The 21,100-nt window shown below is 36.2% G+C and carries 17 protein-coding genes; 15 read left to right on the top strand and 2 right to left on the bottom strand.

Annotated features, from left to right (window positions below; all coding sequences use genetic code 11):
* Positions 1 to 380 precede the first annotated feature (380 nt).
* Positions 381 to 902: a thiol-disulfide oxidoreductase ResA gene (gene resA, locus AC3WTL_RS25280; RefSeq protein ID WP_262176305.1), complete on the bottom strand. Its 522-nt coding sequence runs from the start codon at positions 900 to 902 to the stop codon at positions 381 to 383.
* 723 nt (positions 903 to 1,625) lie between these two features.
* Here resA and AC3WTL_RS25275 point away from each other — a divergent pair.
* The 7 genes from AC3WTL_RS25275 to hutH all read left to right on the top strand — a co-directional run bounded on the left by AC3WTL_RS25275 (position 1,626) and on the right by hutH (position 9,666).
* Positions 1,626 to 3,281, top strand: coding sequence for a peptide ABC transporter substrate-binding protein (locus tag AC3WTL_RS25275; protein WP_492370238.1), 1,656 nt, complete (start codon positions 1,626 to 1,628; stop codon positions 3,279 to 3,281).
* Positions 3,282 to 3,410: 129 nt separating this feature from the next.
* Entirely contained in the window at positions 3,411 to 4,340 is a 930-nt protein-coding gene (locus tag AC3WTL_RS25270; RefSeq protein ID WP_009336036.1) for an ABC transporter permease, read from the top strand.
* 4 nt (positions 4,341 to 4,344) lie between these two features.
* Positions 4,345 to 5,262, top strand: a complete 918-nt coding sequence (locus AC3WTL_RS25265; RefSeq protein WP_492370237.1) for an ABC transporter permease — start codon at positions 4,345 to 4,347, stop codon at positions 5,260 to 5,262.
* A 43-nt stretch (positions 5,263 to 5,305) separates the two neighbouring features.
* On the top strand, positions 5,306 to 6,328 hold the full coding sequence (locus AC3WTL_RS25260) for an ABC transporter ATP-binding protein (protein ID WP_009336038.1): 1,023 nt from the start codon (positions 5,306 to 5,308) through the stop codon (positions 6,326 to 6,328).
* Positions 6,329 to 6,448: 120 nt separating this feature from the next.
* On the top strand, positions 6,449 to 7,435 hold the full coding sequence (locus AC3WTL_RS25255) for an ABC transporter ATP-binding protein (protein ID WP_009336039.1): 987 nt from the start codon (positions 6,449 to 6,451) through the stop codon (positions 7,433 to 7,435).
* 68 nt (positions 7,436 to 7,503) lie between these two features.
* Entirely contained in the window at positions 7,504 to 7,956 is a 453-nt protein-coding gene (hutP, locus tag AC3WTL_RS25250; RefSeq protein WP_009336040.1) for a histidine utilization transcription antiterminator HutP, read from the top strand.
* 180 nt (positions 7,957 to 8,136) lie between these two features.
* Positions 8,137 to 9,666, top strand: a complete 1,530-nt coding sequence (gene hutH, locus AC3WTL_RS25245) for a histidine ammonia-lyase (RefSeq protein ID WP_009336041.1) — start codon at positions 8,137 to 8,139, stop codon at positions 9,664 to 9,666.
* Positions 9,667 to 9,937: 271 nt separating this feature from the next.
* Here hutH and AC3WTL_RS25240 read toward each other — a convergent pair whose 3' ends face one another.
* Positions 9,938 to 10,813 carry a LysR family transcriptional regulator gene (locus AC3WTL_RS25240; protein WP_009336042.1) on the bottom strand — a complete coding sequence of 292 codons (876 nt, stop codon included), beginning with the start codon at positions 10,811 to 10,813 and terminating at the stop codon, positions 9,938 to 9,940.
* Positions 10,814 to 10,949: 136 nt separating this feature from the next.
* Between AC3WTL_RS25240 and AC3WTL_RS25235 the strand changes: the two genes are divergently transcribed.
* From AC3WTL_RS25235 to AC3WTL_RS25200, 8 genes are all read left to right on the top strand, one after another.
* Positions 10,950 to 12,095 carry a threonine synthase gene (locus tag AC3WTL_RS25235; RefSeq protein ID WP_009336043.1) on the top strand — a complete coding sequence of 382 codons (1,146 nt, stop codon included), beginning with the start codon at positions 10,950 to 10,952 and terminating at the stop codon, positions 12,093 to 12,095.
* Between the two features lie 55 nt (positions 12,096 to 12,150).
* Complete coding sequence (locus tag AC3WTL_RS25230) at positions 12,151 to 13,434, top strand: dicarboxylate/amino acid:cation symporter (protein ID WP_009336044.1); 1,284 nt, start codon at positions 12,151 to 12,153, stop codon at positions 13,432 to 13,434.
* Between the two features lie 782 nt (positions 13,435 to 14,216).
* Complete coding sequence (locus tag AC3WTL_RS25225; RefSeq protein ID WP_492370236.1) at positions 14,217 to 15,821, top strand: fused MFS/spermidine synthase; 1,605 nt, start codon at positions 14,217 to 14,219, stop codon at positions 15,819 to 15,821.
* Positions 15,822 to 16,162: 341 nt separating this feature from the next.
* Positions 16,163 to 16,618: an SRPBCC family protein gene (locus tag AC3WTL_RS25220; RefSeq protein ID WP_009336046.1), complete on the top strand. Its 456-nt coding sequence runs from the start codon at positions 16,163 to 16,165 to the stop codon at positions 16,616 to 16,618.
* A 535-nt stretch (positions 16,619 to 17,153) separates the two neighbouring features.
* A complete protein-coding gene (locus AC3WTL_RS25215; RefSeq protein WP_009336047.1) occupies positions 17,154 to 17,636 on the top strand; it encodes a hypothetical protein in 483 nt (160 codons plus the stop codon).
* Positions 17,637 to 17,764: 128 nt separating this feature from the next.
* Positions 17,765 to 18,448, top strand: a complete 684-nt coding sequence (locus tag AC3WTL_RS25210) for a hypothetical protein (protein WP_009336048.1) — start codon at positions 17,765 to 17,767, stop codon at positions 18,446 to 18,448.
* A gap of 199 nt (positions 18,449 to 18,647) precedes the next feature.
* The gene (locus AC3WTL_RS25205) at positions 18,648 to 19,937 is read left to right on the top strand and encodes an IS110 family RNA-guided transposase (RefSeq protein WP_009336049.1); all 1,290 of its coding nucleotides are present in this window, start codon (positions 18,648 to 18,650) and stop codon (positions 19,935 to 19,937) included.
* A 486-nt stretch (positions 19,938 to 20,423) separates the two neighbouring features.
* Positions 20,424 to 20,909 carry a DUF4871 domain-containing protein gene (locus tag AC3WTL_RS25200; RefSeq protein WP_009336050.1) on the top strand — a complete coding sequence of 162 codons (486 nt, stop codon included), beginning with the start codon at positions 20,424 to 20,426 and terminating at the stop codon, positions 20,907 to 20,909.
* Positions 20,910 to 21,100: the final 191 nt, after the last annotated feature.

Genomic DNA, 21,100 nt, shown 5'->3' with positions numbered 1-21,100 from the left:
ATATGTCGAAAAATATTTTTTTGACATCCCACCAACGGGTCAAACCGTTGTTATATCAATATTTATAGAGGGAGTGTAGCAATTAAAGAAAACTTTTTTTACAGAGAAATTGTAATGGTTGGAATATTCGTAGTTAAGGAAAATCCATCATATGTATAACAGAGTCTAGCTTTCTACTAAACAAATTATTTAGATAATTGGTGAAGAAATGCATTTGCCGAAATGTGATGCGGGCATTAAAAGTTGACCGTTTGTTTAAGATTTAAGGAATTCATGATTTAAAAGTAAAGTGCATTCTATTAAACATTAAATCCCAATTTCTCAATATAATAATGAAAAATTGGGATTTTTAATAACCGACCTTTGGAGTCAGAGTTTTGTTATGGGGCAATTGAATTCATATAATCACCTATATTTTCCTCAGTCAAAGTTCCCGTTAAGGTTTTAACAACATTCCCATCCTTATCAATTAAAATAGTAGTGGGTATTGGGCCAATGTTGTATAATTCCGTTACAACACTTCCTCTGTCCATCAAGATTGGGAACGTCAAGTTATGTTTTTTTACGAAAGTTGAGACAGCTAAGTCACTCTCATCTATATTGATCGCAAGAATTTCTACACCTTTCTCTTTATATTGTTTATATTGATTCTCCATATATGGCATTTCTTTTTCACAAGGTTTACACCATGTGCCCCAAAAATTCAAAAATACCCCTTTTCCTTTTAAATCAGACAATCTTATCTGTTCTCCGTTCAAGGTTTCTAAAGAAAAATCAGGAGCAGCTGTCCCTTCTTCTATTGAAACTTTATCTTTTGTCAAATTGGCGTAAAGAGTATAACCGACAGCACCAAAAAGCAATAACAAAATTACACAACGTATGATCAATCTTTTAATTTTCATAAAAATCTCCTTCGCTGGTTCACTATAATTATAATGAAAATGGTTATTAGAATATTTGAGAAGCTTATAAAGTTAAAGGGCTTATAACTTTAGGTGGAGCACTCAGTGAAGATTACATTCATTTAAATAGTTTAATTTCCTAATTCAATATATATATAAAGACACCACAAGAAGGTCGTCTTTATTTTAGCTAGTATCTTAATTAAAACCCAAAATTAAAATGATGATAAACGCAGTTAGAGTCAAAAGGGAATGGGAATAAAGCCAAACCAGTTAATCTATTGCGAACTGTAAGGTACCACTTAGAGACAAATTGGCACAAATCCTAGTCTCACCAAAACTTCTAATTTAAATTATATGTTTTAAATTTGGAGAATTTATGCAGAATGTGACTAAATATTATTTGGTTCTAAATACCTTTTGATTTGTTTCTCTTTGAAGTAATCCCTATAAACGAAGTATTGACAATTCGTATTAATTTACTTAATATTGTGATTAGTTACTAAATTTTGAATATTATATATAATCAAATCCAATACTTATATAGTCTATAGTTATTAGTTGAAATTAAGGGGGCTATATCGAATCACTATGTGCATTTTGCATGGGTTATTCGATATGCTTCCTTTTTTATATTTAAGTAGGTTTCGGAGGTGATAAGGAGTAAATTCTCAAGTAACTTAGCGTTTTCGTAAATTAAAACGAATAATGGGGGGATATTTGATGATTAATACGAGAAGTCGATTATTATTTTTAATCTTCTTAGTAATTAGTTTATTTATCAGTGCTTGTAGTAATAATAGTCAGGTTAATAATCAGAAAAGCACAGAAAATAATGACGATAAAACGGAGTCCACTACCAAAGAACAAATAATTACGATAAATGCATTATCTGAACCTCCAAGTCTTGAGCCGGCTTTAATTGATAACCAGGTTGCCGGGGATATATCAAACCAATTATTTGAAGGTCTTGTTCGCTTGGATAAAGAAGGAAACATTGCTCCAGGTGTAGCGGAAAAATGGGATGTTTCTGAAGATGGTACAGTTTACACTTTCCATTTAAATAAAAATGCAAAATGGTCAAACGGTGACCAAGTAACAGCAGAAGATTTTGTTTATTCCTGGGAGAAGGTATTGCGTCCTGATGTCGCTGCTCCACTTGGAAGTAATCTATTTTTTATAAAAAATGGAGCAGCATATAACGAAGGAACGATAAAGGATCCCGCTGAGCTAGGTGTTAAAGCAGTAGATGAATATACCCTTGAGGTTACGTTAGAAAAACCAACTTCTTTCTTTTTGGGATTAACAGCGTTTTTCACACTATTACCTATCAACAAAGAAGTAGATCAGGCAAATACAAAATGGGCATCAGAAGCTGAATCTTTTGTTTCAAACGGTCCATTTAAAATAGAGAGCTGGAAGCACGGACAAGAATTAATAATGGTACCTAATGAAAATTATTGGGGAAAAGATGTCGTAAAACTGGATAAGTTAAAGTGGGTAATGGTGAATGAACAAAACACAGAATATGCCATGTACCAATCAAATGAGCTGGATTTCTCTGCTAATTTACCAAATTCAATCAGAAATAAATTAATTTCATCCGGAGAGGCAAAAACAGCACCGAGTGCAAGTTTGGCTTATTTACGTTTTAATCATAAAGATAAAATTTTTGCTAATGAAAAAATACGCCAGGCATTAAGTCTGGCACTCGATAGAAATCTCTTAGTAGAAAAAGTGACACAAGGAGGAGAAATTCCTGCTCTAGGTTTAATACCAATAGGACTGAGCAGCGGTGCTGGGGAATTTAGGGAATTGGCCGGTGACTCCTTGTTTCAGGATAATGATGTTGAAACAGCAAAAACAGTGCTCCAGGAGGGACTTGATGAATTAGAACTTTCCGCTTTCCCGAAAATGAATCTACTATTCTATACGGACGATACGTACAATAAGCTTTCACAGGCCATGCAGGAAATGTGGAAGAAAAACTTAGGCATAGAAGTGGAGCTCCAAACAATGGAGCGGAAGGTTTTTGTTCAAAATGTCCAAGCAGGAGATTATCAGTTCGCTATATACAGTACTGGTGCTGACTATGACGATGCCAGTAATTTGATGGGGCAATTCATGACCGGGGATGTTTATAACTATAGCAATATCTCAATTCCAGAGTACGATCTATTAATGAAAAAAGCAGAAGCAGAATTAAACCTAGAAGATCGTGCCAAGTATTTGGTTGAGGCTGAAAAGGTTCTGATAGACCAGATGGCTATTTCTCCTCTTTATTATCGTACAAAGGTGTATCTGCAAAAGGATCATATAAATGGAATCTATCAATATACTATCCAGGCCATTGATTTTCGAGAGGCATATGTAAAGTAGTGATAAAAGTTAGGTAAACAGGTGAAAATTTTAGTTTATGTAGTTTTTAATAACTGGAAGAGTGTACAAAGCGTACACTTTTTCAGTTTGTTCGATCCAGTTGCTTCTCAAAAATAAAGGAGGGGAAATATGCGCCAGTTTCTGACTAGGAGGATTATTAGTGTCTTTATGACATTGTTCGTAATTATTTCACTTACCTTTTTATTAATGTACGCCATACCAGGAGATCCTTTTACAAGTGAAAATCGAATACCAGAACAAGTAGTTGAAAACTTAAAAGAGCATTATGGACTTAGTGATCCCATGTATATTCAATATTTTAAGTATCTTAAGGGAGCCTTACTATTCGACTTTGGTCCTTCGATCAAGTGGGACAATCAAACAGTGAATGAATTAATAGCAAGCGGGTTTCCAGTTTCTGCTTTGATTGGTTTGCAAGCAATTATTATTGCAACCTTTTTTGGCATTGCATTAGGAATTCTCGCTGCAATTCGACACAATAGTGCAATTGACTATTTTTCAATGATTATTGCTATTCTTGGCCTTTCCGTTCCCAGCTTCATATTCGCAACAGTGTTAATTAACTTTTTTGCTATTAAAATGCAATGGTTTCCTGTTGCCACTTGGGGGACTTGGAAGCACTCTGTTTTGCCTAGTGTTGCCCTAGCCGTGACACCAATGGCATATATCGCCCGCCTAACTCGATCAAGTATTCTTGAGGTCTTATCGATGGATTATATCCAGACAGCGATGGCCAAAGGAGTAACAGGTACAAGATTCGTGTTTAGGCATGTGCTTAGAAATGCTATGATTCCGGTTGTAACTATTCTGGGTCCCATTACAGCCACTGTATTAACAGGCAGCTTTGTAATTGAACAAATCTTCGGTGTGCCTGGATTAGGTAAATATTTTGTGGAAGGCATTACTGATAGGGATTATCCATTGATTTTAGGGACTACAGTTTTTTATAGTGCTATTCTAATATTCTTTGTTATATTAGTCGACATTGCCTATGTTCTTATCGATCCAAGAATAAAGCTTCTTAGAGGGAGGGGATAGCCAAATGCAGCCAGTTCGGGATGAGCTCTTTGTATTTAAGAAAAAAAACAGAGAGGAGAAACTACTTAGTAAACCAAGTGTTTCATTTTGGAGAGACGCATTGAGAAGACTGAAACAAAACAAGCTAGCTATGACAGGATTCGGTATGATAATTCTTTTAATCGCAATGTCCATTATTGGTCCAATGCTTGTACCTTATTCGTATTCTGACCAAAGTCTACTAAATGCTAATCTCCCCCCATCAAAAGATTTTTGGTTTGGAACAGACGATTTAGGAAGAGATATATTTTCAAGGACTTGGATAGGCGCCAGAATTTCCCTCTTTATTGGAATAACAGCCGTTTTATTGGACTTAATAATTGGTGTTATATGGGGAGGTATTGCAGCCTACAAAGGTGGAAAAACAGATGAAGTCATGATGCGAATCGTAGATATCCTTTATGGATTGCCTCATTTGCTTGTGACAATTCTATTAATGGTCGTATTAAAGCCTGGATTACTCACAATTATCATTGCTATGGCCGCAACCGGATGGATTGGAATGGCCCGTTTAGTCCGTGGGGAAATTTTGAGATTGAAAGAGTCTGAATTTGTATTAGCATCACAGGTATTAGGGGGAAACTTTTTCAGAGTGCTTTTTAAACACCTGATTCCAAATGCTATGGGCCCAATCATTGTAAGCATGACGCTATCTGTCCCTGGTGCAATATTTGCCGAAGCAACTTTAAGTTTTTTAGGACTTGGTGTACCTGTTCCGCTTGCAAGCTGGGGAACAATGACGTCAGAAGGTCTTGTCACCTTATTAACAGGTGAGATATGGCGCTTATTTTTTCCAGCTTTATTTATCTCATTAACCATGTTTTCTTTTAACGTATTGGGAGATGGCTTAAGGGATGCACTAGATCCAAAACTTAAAAAATAAGAACCTCTAAATTTTAACTTTCATCAAAGTAAGGAGGATAAAAATGAACAAACTTCTAGAAGTAAAAGATCTTCACGTTCAATTTCACTCTAATAACCGGCATATCCAAGCGGTCCGCGGGGTTTCTTTTCATATCAATAAAGGGGAAGTTCTTGCTATCGTCGGGGAATCGGGATGCGGGAAATCAGTTACTGCAAAAAGTATTATGAAATTGCTGCCTGAGAAAACTTGCACCATCCCCAAGGGATCCATATTGTTTAACGGGAAAGAAATAACCACAATGAAGAAAAAACAGCTATCTAAGATTCGTGGGGCAAAGATAGGAATGGTATTTCAGGATCCGATGACTTCATTAAATCCGACAATGAAGGTTGGCGATCAAATTGCTGAGGGTCTTATTATTCATAAGGGCTATAATAAAAAGTTAGCAAAGGAACAAACAATTGAAATTATAAAGCTAGTAGGAATACCGAACCCTGTACATTGCTTTTCAAAATATCCTCATCAACTTAGCGGTGGAATGAGGCAGCGAATTGTCATAGCTATGGCGTTGATTTGCAAACCTGATCTTTTAATTGCAGACGAACCCACAACAGCTTTAGATGTCACCATTCAATCTCAAATTCTAGATCTATTAAAAGATCTACAGCAAAAAATGGGCATGGCGATTATTCTTATTACACATGATTTAGGGGTAGTGGCAAGATTTTCGGATCGAGTCAATATTATGTATGCTGGAAAAATAGTCGAAAGTGGTACAAAAAATGAAATCTTTTACAAACCTAAGCACCCCTACACTCTTGGATTATTAGAGTCTGTACCTAAACTTGATCACAACCGAACCCAAAAGTTAACGGCCATCGACGGTACTCCACCGGACCTTTCAGAGCCTCCAAAGGGCTGCGCCTTTTCTCCGCGATGTCCTTTTGCAATGGAAGTTTGTGATGAACATAATCCGGATAAAACAGTACTTTCACGCACACATCATCTAAATTGCTGGTTAATGGATCCGCGAGCCCCCAAAACTGCATCTAACAAAGCAGCACCTATAGCGGCTAATGAATAAGAAACCGTACATTCACTAAATTTCGATAAATATGTATTTTTCCTAATCAATGAAAGCCTATTAGCCTTGCCGATGCAGAGATTATCTATTATCTCGACTTAGAAATGAAGGGAGCACTTGATGGAAAAAATCCTGGAAGTAAAAAACCTAACAAAACAATTTCAAATAGGGAAAGGATTAGAGTTAAAAGCGGTTGATGATATTTCGTTTGATATTTATGAAGGAGAAACACTTGGATTGGTAGGCGAATCCGGATGTGGTAAATCAACACTTGGAAGGACCATCATTCGTTTATATCAGGCAACATCAGGTAACGTAGTTTATAAAGGAAAAGATGTGCATATGTTATCTAATAACGATAAAAAAGACTTTCACAAAAATATGCAAATGATATTTCAAGACCCATACGCTTCCTTAAACCCGCGGATGACGGTTGCAGATATTATAGCAGAAGGCCTCGATATTCATCGTATTAAAAAAGGTGAGGCAAGAAAAGAGGAAGTGTATCAATTACTTGAAACTGTAGGTTTAAAGCGAGAGCATGCTAATCGTTATGCTCATGAATTTAGCGGTGGTCAGAGACAAAGGATTGGCATTGCAAGGGCATTGGCTGTAAGACCACAGTTTATCATAGCGGATGAACCTATATCAGCCCTTGATGTTTCCGTCCAGGCACAAATTGTTAATCTACTAATGGAACTCCAGAAGAAGAAGAAGCTAACGTATATTTTTATTTCACATGATTTATCGATGGTGAGATTAATCAGTAATCGCATCGGTGTGATGTATTTAGGAAATATGATGGAATTAGCACCTAGTAATAACCTCTACGAAAACCCGCTTCATCCATATACTAGTTCTCTTCTAAAAGCAATCCCGATTCCTGACCCAAATATAGAGGAATCCAAAGATCAAATGACCATTTCAGGAGATTTACCAAATCCAACCGATCCTCCCAGCGGCTGTGTTTATCGAACAAGGTGTCCATATGTAACAGAGGAGTGCTATAGGGAAAAACCCATTTTAAAACAGGTAGACGATCAACATTTTGTAGCATGCCATTTAGTGGGAATGAAATTATTAGAAAATTCAGTATTGACAAAATAATGATCTGTTAATAAGATTAATATATTCCTTTAGTCATACAATTTAACAGAATTGTGAGTGTCTGCCTAATGAACGTAAGACCTGATTCAAGAATCGGAAGAAACGCAATGCTTTTGGCTCTATTGGGCCAAGAGAAGCTAGAACCAGAGTTCATCAAGGATTTAAGATTACAAGGTTATATATATTGTCAAGGAAAGACGGGATCCATGGAAACGCAGAAGGTGGTTGCCTCTATTGAAACAGCAGCCAGGCAAAATCAAGTTATTGAAAAAGACATATACCGTGAAACGCATGCACTATATCACGCAATTATGGAAGCACTTCACGGTGTCACAAGAGGGCAAGTATTATTAGGAACTGTTTTACGAACGGTTGGATTAAGTTTCGCAGTAATTAGAGGCAAGCCATATAGTTCAGAGGAAGAAGGGGAATGGATAGCAGTGGCCCTTTATGGGACAATAGGTGCTCCGGTGAAGGGTTCTGAACATGAAGCCATTGGTTTAGGCATTAATCATATTTAATTAGTCCATAGTGATCAGTTATCAGGGGACTATATCAACAGATTTCTACGCTTAGAATCTGTTGGTATAGTCCCCTATTCTTTTTTAAAGAATTCTATCTATTGATGCACATTTTTTTAGTTCGCAAATTCGGAGTAGCCGTATCTTATTGAAATTAATTTTCCAAAAGGGTGGTTTGTTATGATTGAATTAACAGGAAATTCGTTAACCATGGAAAAAGCATTTAAAATTGTTTTTGAAAATGAACCTATTTATGTTCCTGATTATATTTGGGACAAAGTGAAAGTAAGCAGGAAAGCTGTTGATGATATTGTTGCAAACCAACAAGTAATATACGGAATTACAACAGGGTTCGGTAAGTTCAGTAATGTTTATATACAACAAAAGAATGTAGAGGAGCTGCAATTAAATTTAATCAGAAGCCATGCTTGCGGCACTGGCAAACCTTTTTCAGAAACTGTAACAAGAGCTATGGTCTTATTTCGCATTAATGCTTTGCTGAAAGGTTTATCTGGTATCCGAAGGAACGTTATTGAATTATTAATAAACTTATTAAATTATCAAATACATCCCATTGTACCTCAACAAGGCTCATTAGGCGCAAGCGGGGATCTTGCACCTCTTTCACATATAGCACTTGTTTTAGTTGGGGAAGGTGAAGTTGTGTACCAAGATAAAAAAATGGAGACTCTAGAGGCATTTGATAAAGTAGGGCTGCAGCCTATTTACTTAAAAGCTAAAGAAGGTCTGGCGCTTATCAATGGCACGCAAGCAATGACTGCAATGGGTGCGGTTGCTTATATTGAAGCAGAAAATCTTGCATTGCAGGCAGACTATATTTCTTCACTTACAATTGAAGGACTTCATGGGATTATCGATGCATTTGATGAGGATATACATTTAGCTAGAGGGTACAAAGAACAAATAGAGGTAGCTGCAAGAATCAGGAAGATTTTGAATGGTAGTCAGCTCGTTACAAAGCAAGGGGAGTTAAGAGTTCAAGATGCTTATTCACTGCGCTGTATCCCACAGGTCCATGGAGCAACATGGCAAGTATTGTATTATGTAAAAGAAAAATTAGAAATTGAAATGAATGCAGCCACAGATAACCCGCTTATCTTCGATAATAAAATATTATCCGGCGGAAACTTTCATGGACAGCCAATTGCCTTTGCAATGGACTTTTTATCTATTGGAATGGCAGAGCTGGCAAACATTTCAGAAAGACGTGTTGAACGATTAGTGAATCCCCAATTAAATGATCTGCCGCCTTTTCTTAGTCCTGAGCCTGGGTTACAATCTGGTGCAATGATCATGCAGTATTGTGCTGCTTCTTTAGTATCTGAAAATAAGAAATTAGCTCATCCGGCTAGTGTAGATTCAATCCCTTCTTCTGCTAATCAAGAAGATCATGTAAGCATGGGAACTATAGGTTCCCGATATGCATATAAAATTATTAATAATACAAGAAAGGTTCTATCAATTGAATATATTTGTGCTATGCAGGCAGCTGAATATAGAGGTATGTCAAAACTAGCGCCAATTACTCACCAGTTATATAAATTTGGTAGAAGTATAGTTCCATCAATTAAAAAAGACCGGATTTTTTCCAAAGATATAGAGAATATGGAAGTCAGACTAAAAGCTTTAAACTTTGAACAAAACTTTGTTATGCAGGTAGAGGATGCTGTGGCAGTAAAAAGGTTTTAGCGTTTGTCCCTCCGGCATAGGTTCTTTTCTGAAACTTAAAGAATATCTAGAGTATTAATTGAATCTGTTCTTCTTGGAAAGAATTAAAAAGCAAAGAAACTAACAAAAGGAGATCTATCTGAGAAAAATATATAAAAATTCACCCTGTAGGAATGAAGTGTTTTTCTTACAGGGATTTGATTTTTAAAAAGGATGCTCTTTAGAAAATCAATAAGGTGGTTTAACCATTATGACCTCATTAAATACTAGATTGAGCACCATCAAAAATAAATCACAAAAAAGTTGCCTTTAATACCTTTATGAGTAATTCAGAGTTCTCTATTGATTTTGTCATTTTTCTTTTCAGTAGATAGATAGACCTTTTCGGCATGGCAATTTCCGTAAGAAAAGGCACATTAATTACATTCTCTTGCTGGATTAAACGTTTAGCAACTGTATTGGGAAGAAAACCAAGTCCGGTTCGTGTTTTCAAGAACTTTAATAAAAGTGAAACATGATCAACTTGTATATGGTAAAAATCTTGATTAGAAGAAATTCCTCTAAACCACTCCGTAAATGTTCCTCCCCAATTTAAATGAATGTAATTGCAGTTCCGCAGGTCTTTGTCTAAAACGAAATTATTAGGAACAGGAAAACTCGGATCGGCAACCAGAACAAAAGAATCCTCAATAATTAGCTCCATAGTAATACTGGCATGATTAATTGGATAGAACACTATAGCGATATCGATTAATCCATCAATCATTTTTCTAATTAAAATATCAGAATGCTCCGTGACTAAAGATAATGAAATTTTAGGATGTGTTTGTTGAAAATTCTCCATGGATTCAAATAGTACGTAATCCCATAGTGCGTGTGTAGTGCCTATTATTAGATGTTCACTAAAGCTATTTTCTAATTGAACAGCCTTTATCCCTTCATTGTTTAATTCCAATATTCTCTCCGCATATGCGAGAAAAATTTTACCTGATTCTGTTAATTTGATGTTTCTCTTGTCCCTTTCAAATAAGTCTTTACCCAATTGTTTTTCAAGCATTTGAATCCTGGTTGTAACAGTTGACTGTACAACATTTAGTAATTCTGCTGTACGCGTAAAGCTTTTTGTATTGGCAACAAATATAAAGGCTTTAAGCTGTTCAATATCCATTAGAGCCCTCCTTAAATATATTCAAAAAACAAATTACTGTAATTAAAAATATTCGTTTTACAAATAAATTGTCGTCCATTAATATTATCATATATTTTAATAATTCTAAATATTTTAAATTTTAGGGAGGGGTATTGTGCATATTTGGAATAATACTGTGAAAGTTTTTGAATGCATTAAATGCAACCAGCATTTTTCACCAAATGATTACTTTACGGGTTGCCCTCTATGTTTGGAAAAACATGAACCTTCAAGTCTCAGAGTTTTGTATCAAAAAGACATACCATGGAACATAAACAAGTCAGCAAAAGGTATGTTTCGGTACGCAGAACGATTGCCCTACAAATCTTTTCCTACTCTTGGTGAAGGGGAAACGCCGATTATTAATATAAAAGGCCTTGGAAGTGAACTAGGTATACCCGAACTTTGGTTGAAAAATGAGGGACAAAATCCCACTGGATCCCATAAGGACAGGATGAGCCCACTAATAGTTGCAAGAGCTGCTTCCTTGAATCGATCAACGGTAATTGCTGCTTCTAGCGGCAACGCGGGTGCATCATTGGCAGCTTATGCAGCTGCTGGAGGATTACACTGCAAAATTGTGACAACCCCAAAAATTAATGTAGCTTGGGAAAAAGCAATTCGCCTTTATGGTGCTGAAATTATTAAAGTACAAAGTTCATTCGAAAGATGGGAAACAGTCCGAAAGATGGTGGAAGAAGGCGACTATCCAGCCACAAACTACAGCATTCCTCCGGTGGGAAGCAATATGTTTGGAGTTCAAGGATACACAACGGTGGCATATGAGATCGTTGAGCAAATGAGAGAATATCAGCCTACTGCTGTTATTATACCTTGTGCAAGAGGGGACCTGCTTTGGGGGATTTGGGAAGGATTTGTTGAATCGCTACGGCTAGGATGGATTGAATCCTTACCTCGTTTATATGCCGTGGAACCTTTTCCGCGCTTGGCTCATGTTCTTCAAGGGAGGGATTACAGAGGGAAATTTAGAGGCGATTCAAGTCTTTTACCTTCTATTGGTGGAGAAACGGTTACGTACCAATCTTTAGAAGCAATAAGATCTTCAGGAGGTGGAGCTGTAGTGGTTACCAATACTGAAGTTGAAAAGGCTCAATTGGAGTTAGCTAAAAGAGGGATTTTTGCTGAAGGGTCTGCAGCTGTAACATGGCCTGCTGTCTCAAAACTGGTCAAAGAAGGGAAAATGGACGAAAGTGACCGTGTGCTTTTGATGATTACATCACATGGCTATAAAGGAGTGTAATTTAGAAGGTTGTTAATATTATTTAAACAACCTTAATCTAAAGGGGGAACAAGGGGTGAAATTAGCAACCAAAACTCTTATTGCTATTATGTTGGGAGTCCTTACTGGTTTAGGTTTAAGCATCTTTGCTCCAAATCTATACGGAATTTTAAATTCCTATATTTTTAGTCCAATCGGTGAATTGTTCATAAAAGCAATAAAAATGATTGTGATTCCTCTAGTATTTTCGGCAGTTGTATTAAGTATTACCTCAATTGGAAGTCCAAAGAAATTAGGACAGTTAGGTGGGAAAACAGTTATTTTATTTGTAGTGACTACCATGATAGCCTGCTCCATCGGAATTATTGCAGCAATCATAATTGGACCTGGTAAAAATGTCGTAATCCCTGAATCTTCATCTATATCACAAAATGAGAACCATAATGGACATGGGGCTTCAGCAACTGACACTGTAGAAATACCAACACTTAAGGACACTATTTTGAACATTATACCCAGTAATCCCTTTGAAGCTTTTACTTCCGGGGATATGCTGCAAGTCCTAACATTTTCAATTTTTTTTGGCATTGGCTTAGCTCTGCTAGGGGATAGGGCAGGAACTATTAATCAGTTTATAAATCAACTTAACGAGCTCATGATGAAACTTGTCCAAATAATCATGAAAGTTATCCCTTACGCGGCTTTCTCACTTGTTGCTACTTCTATTGGCACCGCAGGATTGGAGCTGGTTGGGTCAATGGTGAAGTATCTTGTTGTCATTGCTGTTGGATTGATTGTTCATGTTGCCTTTACTTATGGATCGATGATTTCTCTTTTCACAAAAATTAAGCCGGCTCATTTCTTTCATAAAATGATACCCGCTGTAGGAACCGCCTTTGCAACAAGCAGTAGTGCTGCCACACTCCCAGTCACAAAAAGCTGCTGTGAAAATGAGCTGAAAATATCTAAAGATGTAAGTTCTTTTGTTCTCCCGCTTGGAATGACCATAAATATGAACGGTGCCTCTATGAGCCATGGAGTAGCTGCCGTTTTTGTCGCCCAGCTTAACGGGATAGAGTTAGGCCTTGCTCAATATTTAACTATAGTCTTAATTTCTTTGCTAGCTTCAATTGGGGCACCTGCGATACCCGGTGGAGGAATAGTCTCCCTGTCAATGGTATTCCTTGCAGTAGGTTTACCGATTGACGGGGTAGGCATAGCAATTATCTTGGGATTATTTAGATTAGTCGATATGGCATTAACCTCTGTAAATGTACTGGGTGATGCTGTTTGTGCAAGTATAGTTGATAAGAGTAATAGGAATTCCAGTGAAGTCATTAAGCAAAATTTTGTATCTTAATTCCCCGATGAATTGAAACCCATATATTATTTTTATACCTCAAAGGAATCGGTGATTTCTAATAATATAGGAACAACGTAAAGCTAGCCTTCAAAATTATATTATCTTGGCAATCTTGGATAATCTAAAAATATTATTTCCATCACTTCTTCCTCTTGGACATTAAATGTCCAAGAGGATTTTTGGTAAGCACTGAACAAATTTAACTAGCATTTGTTACCTAGTAGGATATGACCCCAGGGAATCAATGAGTATTACAAGCTGATTTAGAGTTTTTTATCATATGTCACTTATATTGTGATGAAACTAACTCGATAATAAAAGATTTTTTCCTTCATCTCCATACTTTCTCCAAACATATATGAAATAATATTTACTTTAATATAAAGAAGAGGAATGATGTACCAAACCTTTGGGGGAATACAGCTTAACAGAGCTTGGAAATTCCATTCTCGCTTGTTCTTCACACGATTATAACTCTGAAAGGCTTATATAAGGGATAAGCAAAACAAAGAATAAATTTCTGTTATTATTGCTGATTACCATTAGAAGTGTTTTTTCAATTTTTATAGGTGCACATGCTATTAAAAAAGCGGTCACAATGAAAAGGGCAAAGAACATTTAACGCTGGGATTTTTTGCGATTTAACCTAGTTAAAAGAAGAGAAACTGATATTTTATTATCAGGCTACACAAATAAATGATACCACTGAAAACTTGAACCAGATAGAAGGTTTAAATGTGGTAAAGGAAGTAATTTAACCCTTACAGCAACAAACAACAATGGAGAGATTACTTCTATTGATCCGGAGAAGTGAACCAAACAAAAAAACTGAAATTCTTTTAGGACTTAGAAGTGTTAGAAGGCAGGCTCTTTGCGTTTTTGTCATACGAAAAGATGATGGTATGCCAGAGTTTTATTTTTTAAAACTAAAAGAATTGAATACATATGAACATTATTACGTTGGAACGGAGATCTGTATGAAGTCAAAAATCTATTTAACGTTATTTGTTGTCAGCTTTGTAATAATGGGATTGGAAATGACAGCCACAAGACTTATTGCCCCGTCATTTGGAAACACTGTTTACACATGGGGAATTATTATCTCTGTTTTCCTGATTGGTTCGAGTGCAGGATACATAGTTGGCGGGTATCTAGCTGATAAAGCAAATATTCGAGAAATCATGTTATTTATCTACCTTATTGGTATTCTTTCGATAGCTATTATTCCCTGGATTAAAACTACACTCTTTCCATTACTTGAATCGCTTTCAAGTACTCCTGGTACAACGCTAGGTGTCCTCTTGCTTTATTTAATCCCCAATTTTCTTCTCAGTATCATCGGTACTATCCTTATGAAGGATGGTTTAGGAGAATTGGCAAGCGGGAAAATGATTGGCAGCTTACATTCAGCATCAGCCATCGGAAGCGTTCTTGGAACACTTGTGACGACTTTCTGGCTAATACCATGGATTAATATTAACTCCATTATTGGGCTCCTGGCTGGACTTATATATTTAACAAGCATTTTTTATTGTGATACTAAAACAAAGAAACAAGGTTTTTTATTGATCATTCCAGCTCTGTTTATTGCCCTTCCTTTTCTTCCAGTTGGAGAGAAATCCCAAGACATTCTTTTGAAAAAGACAAGTCTTTACCATGATATTTATGTATTCGAAAAGGATTTCTATCAAGGTAAAGAAGGAAGGTTTCGCTCACTTACCTTCGGCAATGAAACAACTATTCAGGGAATGATGGATATGGAACAGCCTGATAAACTTCTCTTGGATTATTCTAAAAGCGTGTGGGAGGTTTCTAAGAAATTTGCTCCAGAGAGTAAAGAAGTCTATATGATTGGCCATGGTATAGGAACATTAACACGAAAGTTTGAAAATGCGAATAAAAATGTTCTTGTAGCGGAAATCGATGAAGAGGTATTAGAGATTAGCCGTCAATATTTTCAATACAATGGAAATAGTGTAGAGATAGGGGACGGAAGAAAAATCCTGAAAGAGCAGCAAAGTAAATTTGATCTAATCTTTTTAGACGCCTATAACAACACAACTCAAATTCCGTTTCATCTAATATCAAAAGAGTTTTTTGAGCTTACAAGTGAGAAGTTAAACAGTAAAGGTATTATAGTTATTAATGCAATTGGTGAACAGAAAGGAGATTTGTTGATTGAATCGATGAATAGCACATTAAAATCAGTTTATCCCTATGTTTACATCTATGGAATGGATGATGGTAAAGGAATTCAGAACATGACGATTGTTGGAAGTAAACATCCGATTGAGGATAAAAAAATAAAGGGACACAACCTTATCAAGGTAGGAAAAGGGAAAGTGATTTTAGATGGAGACACTAAATTAATTAACCTAAATTAATTATTTTATAATTATTTATTGAGATCCAGTCATAAACCAAGAAAATTAAACTTAGTCGCCTATATATAGCCGCAAGCTTATATGGTTTGCACCTTTTCCTGAATTTACTCCGATACATGCTCTCTAACTAATAGGCAATTAGGTGATGTATGTTGTGACAGTATGTTTATTATTTTTATGAATTTTCAACAGAAACTGTATAGGTGCTATTACTTAATATTATTGTAAGAAATTATGAAGGAGAGTACTTAAACAATAGGGAAGGTTTCTTAATAAGAATAGTTAATATCGACTCCAACGAATTATAATATGTTATTAAGTGTTTGTAAAAGGAGATATCTATGCCTGTTATTGATCATCAACAATTTATTAAAGCACCGATAGAAATATGTTTTAACCTTGCAAGAAACGTCCATATTCATACTCAAACGACCTCTAATACAATGGAAAGAGCTATTGATGGAGTGACAGAAGGGTTATTAGAACAAGGCGATACCGTTACCTGGGAAGCCATTCACTATGGAATAAAACAAAGGCTAACAGCCAAAGTGACATTAATGGAAAAACCTTATAAGTTTGTAGATGTTATGGTGAGAGGAGCTTTCCATTCCTTTGTTCATACCCATCAATTTATTGAAGATACTGGCGGAACTATAATGATTGATATATTCCAGTATAAATCACCCTTTGGTCCAATTGGCATTGTAGTGGATAAGTTATTTTTGGAGAAATATATGACGGCATTTATTATTTCGCGAGCAAAGGCACTTAAAAAGATTGCAGAAAATATGGATTAACCTTCATCAACAAAAAGGTGTTTATGTTCAAGATCAGCTGCTAATCAGGCAGCTTTTTTCCTTTTCAACTTAAGGGCCAGGATGCCTACATTTCCAGAAGAAAACGACTTTCTTTCGCTATTCTAATCGGATAATGGTATTTGATTCTACTTTAAAAGGCTTACCTTTATTATAATGAAGCAACCTACAGATTCTCCAATGGAGAGGAAGCTTTTATTGTTAAGCTCTCTCCTTCCTTTGGTGAAGTTAAAATACAGGTAACTCAGCGTAGTTCAAATAGATTGATAAACTTATGAATCTAAAACGAGTCGAAAACTTTGAAAGTAAGGCAGATAAAAAAGATCGTGTTAGTGTGCTATTAACAGTAGTTAATGAGGATTCTCAACAAACTATTGAAATGATTTTAAGCCATATTTTAAACAGATTATTAAAGAACATTTAACTCGGTAACAAGAAATCTTAATTAAGCTTAACGGGTGGAAGAGTTGAAAAAAGTGTTGCCATTCCAGGCAGCACTTTTCTTAATGAACAAACGGTGCAGGTTTGTTGGATAAAGAATGAAAAACTTGGGATATTAACTGGGAAATCTAAAAATGGGGTGAATTTTATTTTTAAACAATACTTAATCATATTGGGTATTTTATTATTTGCTTTTGCTCATTTACAAACGGTTACAGCAGAATCTGTTCCAAATGCAGAAGATATCTATATTACAACAGAAGATATTGTTTCAGACCTTGTGTTTCCCATTATCGATAAAAGAATAATTAGAGAGTATGGTGGCGATTCTCTTTTTGACTGGCAATGGCAAAGAATCATCGGTATAAATTACAATGATAATCATTCTTATGATGTTACCGTAAGAATTCTTATTCCTTCAAAAAATAATGATAATGATACAGAAGATATAGTTAAGGTTAGAATATCCCCATCCTGTAACAGTGGAAAGCTGAATAAGTTGAAATGTAATCACGATTTTAAGATTGAGATATTAGATTACAAACATTTGTCAAAATAAGTAATGACCATAACAAACAGGTGCTTATGTACATGCTGCTATTCAGGCAATTTTTTTCTTTTTAAACTAAAGGGGCAGTAGCTGAATAAAGTAAAGGGCTAGGAAACACTAAAAAAGAGGTGATGCCTATGAAGATCTATATTGGATTAATTTTGTCAGTTGTTCTTATAATTCAACCTACCATTGTAGGAGGAGAGATTGAAGGGTATGAAATTGTTAGCAGGAACGACAAAGAAAATATAACCCTTTATGCTAAGAAAATGAATGGATTATTTAGGGACTTCAAAATTAATTTCAAAGGGGGATTATACTCTAGACCTTTTTGGATTAGCGAAACAAACCCTACCTATGCTCCACAGATTATATACGAGGACATCAACAAAGACCAAAAGAAAGAATTAATCATAATCTTGACAAAGGGTTATGGAACGGGTGTCTTATGGGAAGATGTTTATGTTTTTCACGCACTAAATAATAGTGGTTTAAACGTAAATGAAGTGATTGTTGAAAATCCTTTAGTTATTATTCATAAGCACGTGAAAACAAAGTTAACTGTAAAAGATGCCAAGGTCATTATCGGTGACAAAGAATGTACAGTTGATATAACCGCTTTAGAAATAAAACCCGAAAACCTGTTTGATGATGTTGGTTTTGGTAGTATTGTCGACTATGAAGTTAGAAACAATCACCTGATTGTAAGTGTCGCTGGACAAATATCTCCTTCCAGCTTTGTTGGAAATATTGTAATTGTTTATGAATATCGAGATAAAATGTTTCAAGCAAAATCCATTGAATTTCAACCATGTAAATAAACATGTACTTAAATAAAAGGGTTCTTATGTACTAGATCAGTTGCTAATCAGGCAGCTTTTTCTTTTTAAACAAAAGGGGCAGCATTCCTGTAATGAAGGAAAATGGAGTTTGAACAAAAAAATAACCTCTTGGTAGAATGAGAGAGTCCTGAAGCCGGGAAGCGAAAAGGACATTACTCAAATACCAGGAGGCTTTAAAATGAATTATAACCAGAATAAGAAGATTGCTCAAATTACTCCTTACACCCTGATTATAGGGGTGGATATCGCGAAATTCAAGCATGTGGCACGTGCCCAGGATTTCAGGGGAATCGAGTTTGGATCCCCTTGTTATTTTGAAAATACAAAAGAAGGTTTTGAGCATTTTCTTCATTGGATTTCGGAAACGAAGAAAGCACATAGTATGGAGAAAGTGATTGTCGGTATGGAGCCAACAGGTCATTATTGGTTTAACCTGGCTCACATTTTAAAAGAGAACGAGATTAAAGCTGTGAACCCCTTGCACGTCAAGAAAAGCAAGGAACTTGATGATAATTCCCCAACTAAAAATGATGTAAAAGATGCCAAGGTGATTGCCCAATTGGTCAAGGATGGAAGATACGCCGAACCTACCATACCGCAAGGTGTTTATGCCGAACTCCGTGTGGCAAAGAAAATACGCGATCTTTTAACCGAGGACCTTCAAACGGTCCAGGGCCAGGTGCATAACTGGATTGACCGGTATTTTCCGGAATTCCTTAAGGTCTTTAAGAAGTGGGAGGGCAAGGCTGCCTTACAATTCTTACGGCTTTATGCTCTACCGCATGAAATAGCCAATTTCACTGAAGATCAATTGCTTATCCATTTAAGAAAATCCGTAAAAAGAAGTGTAGGTGCTAATAAGGTTCGGGAGTTAAAGCAAGCAGCGAGTCAGTCCATCGGACTTCGCCAAGGCTCTGAGATGGCAAAAATGGAGCTGAAAACTCTTCTGGCTAAATATGATTTGATTCAGAAGGAATTCGAAGAATTGGACGGAAAAATAGATTCCCTGCTTGATGAAATTCCAGGTGTAGCCCAAATGTTAGCGATCAAGGGTGTTGGAAGAGATACAGTCGCTGGTTTCTTTGCGGAAGTGGGTGACCTGCGTGAGTACACTCACCCCCGACAAATTATTAAGCTGGCTGGCTTGAGTCTGAAGGAAAATACGCCTGGAAAGCATAAGGGAAAAACCACCATCTCCAAGAGAGGACGGAAGAAGCTAAGGGCTCTGTTGTTTAGGGTTTGCATGATTCTCGTTGCCAAAAATTCAGCTTTTAAGGCCCTGCATGCTTACTTTACACAACGGCCAGACAACCCGCTAAAGAAGATGCAGTCCCTTATCGCTTTGTGTAATAAATTGATTCGTATTTTCTTTAGTATAAGTAAAAAGCAATTTGAATTTAGTGAAGAAAAGATGTTAAAAGATATCCCTCACTTGGCAGGATCAAAGAAGGCAGAACTGGCCGCTTAATTCTGGTTTCGTTTAGATTAGAAATAGGTCTTGGCTTATAGTTTTGGAGACCATTTGAAGCACGGATTAGTCGGCAAAGCAACTAAATTACGGGCATGGACCCTGTGGGGCAGCATGGCCGACATCCACCTCATGGAAAGGTTGGACGAAGGAATTTGAGAGCAAAGACTCTGTGAGGCATGGGAGGGTTGACCTCCATGAGATATGTGGACATCTACCAGTGCGGTCATATTCTTACTATTCCACCAATTTATGTAATAGATTGGTTAGTGGGTTGTAGCTCATTTTTCTCGGTGTGTCCAAATATATCCTTTTCAGTGACTATCCTCCAATTGAAACCCATTTACCGGCAGGTAAATAGCTATGAAAATCTAAGAAATCAGGAGTAATTGGGTGTGTACGCTTCTTTTATTGAGGGAGGTTAGTTAATAAAGGATATTTGAAGTTGACTGGGAATATATTCATAAAAAGAGTGGGGTGGTGTTTATGTTTATAAAAAGTTTTGTTTCAATTATTTCGATTATTGTTATCTTAACTACTGTAGGGTGTACAAATAAGAATGAGGAAAGCGTAACTACAAATGTGGAAAATAAAAATCTAGCACAAAAGTGGAATCAAAGTCCTCTATTCAAATCTGGTAATTACACTATGATTGGTGAAAAAGGGCGCTTAGGTTTCATTTATGATGATAGTGAGGCTGTTAGATTTTATCCAAATAAAACTCAAAAGTATATGTGGCATTTTTGGGGAGAAGACCAAGAGTTTAATGGAAAACTTAAAGTAGTTGCTATACATGAGAATGATGAAAAGCAAATAACTGTGGTAGAAGGCGGACTAGGTGGTGATAATAACGGAGCAGACCGACACGCCCCATCTAATATGTCATTACCAAAGAGTGGAATGTGGAAATTAGATGTTTATATTGGAGATAAACTATTCGGAAGTGTGTATGTAAAGGTCCATAAGAAATAAACTTCTAACTTAAAAAAGTGTCGGTGTTGTCTTAAAAAAGCAAAAGTTATCATCAACTAATGGGTGCACTGCTTAAAGAACGGCTGCCATTTCAACAATCCTTTTTCTTCAACAAAACCAGCTAATAGTTTGTCAACTTTTTTCATTTAAATTGCTTTTTGTTGTGTGGTATCCTAAAAATATGCATACCA

Source organism: Cytobacillus sp. EB106-05-05-XG126, assembly GCF_058791715.1.
This window is presented reverse-complemented; position numbering and strand designations above follow the sequence as displayed.

Coding starts and splice junctions, on each gene's coding strand:
- resA (WP_262176305.1), bottom strand. CDS start 902: ATGAAAATTAAAAGATTGATCATACGTTGTGTAATTTTGTTATTGCTT.
- AC3WTL_RS25275 (WP_492370238.1), top strand. CDS start 1,626: ATGATTAATACGAGAAGTCGATTATTATTTTTAATCTTCTTAGTAATT.
- AC3WTL_RS25270 (WP_009336036.1), top strand. CDS start 3,411: ATGCGCCAGTTTCTGACTAGGAGGATTATTAGTGTCTTTATGACATTG.
- AC3WTL_RS25265 (WP_492370237.1), top strand. CDS start 4,345: ATGCAGCCAGTTCGGGATGAGCTCTTTGTATTTAAGAAAAAAAACAGA.
- AC3WTL_RS25260 (WP_009336038.1), top strand. CDS start 5,306: ATGAACAAACTTCTAGAAGTAAAAGATCTTCACGTTCAATTTCACTCT.
- AC3WTL_RS25255 (WP_009336039.1), top strand. CDS start 6,449: ATGGAAAAAATCCTGGAAGTAAAAAACCTAACAAAACAATTTCAAATA.
- hutP (WP_009336040.1), top strand. CDS start 7,504: ATGAACGTAAGACCTGATTCAAGAATCGGAAGAAACGCAATGCTTTTG.
- hutH (WP_009336041.1), top strand. CDS start 8,137: ATGATTGAATTAACAGGAAATTCGTTAACCATGGAAAAAGCATTTAAA.
- AC3WTL_RS25240 (WP_009336042.1), bottom strand. CDS start 10,813: ATGGATATTGAACAGCTTAAAGCCTTTATATTTGTTGCCAATACAAAA.
- AC3WTL_RS25225 (WP_492370236.1), top strand. CDS start 14,217: ATGGAGAGATTACTTCTATTGATCCGGAGAAGTGAACCAAACAAAAAA.
- AC3WTL_RS25220 (WP_009336046.1), top strand. CDS start 16,163: ATGCCTGTTATTGATCATCAACAATTTATTAAAGCACCGATAGAAATA.
- AC3WTL_RS25210 (WP_009336048.1), top strand. CDS start 17,765: ATGAAGATCTATATTGGATTAATTTTGTCAGTTGTTCTTATAATTCAA.
- AC3WTL_RS25205 (WP_009336049.1), top strand. CDS start 18,648: ATGAATTATAACCAGAATAAGAAGATTGCTCAAATTACTCCTTACACC.
- AC3WTL_RS25200 (WP_009336050.1), top strand. CDS start 20,424: ATGTTTATAAAAAGTTTTGTTTCAATTATTTCGATTATTGTTATCTTA.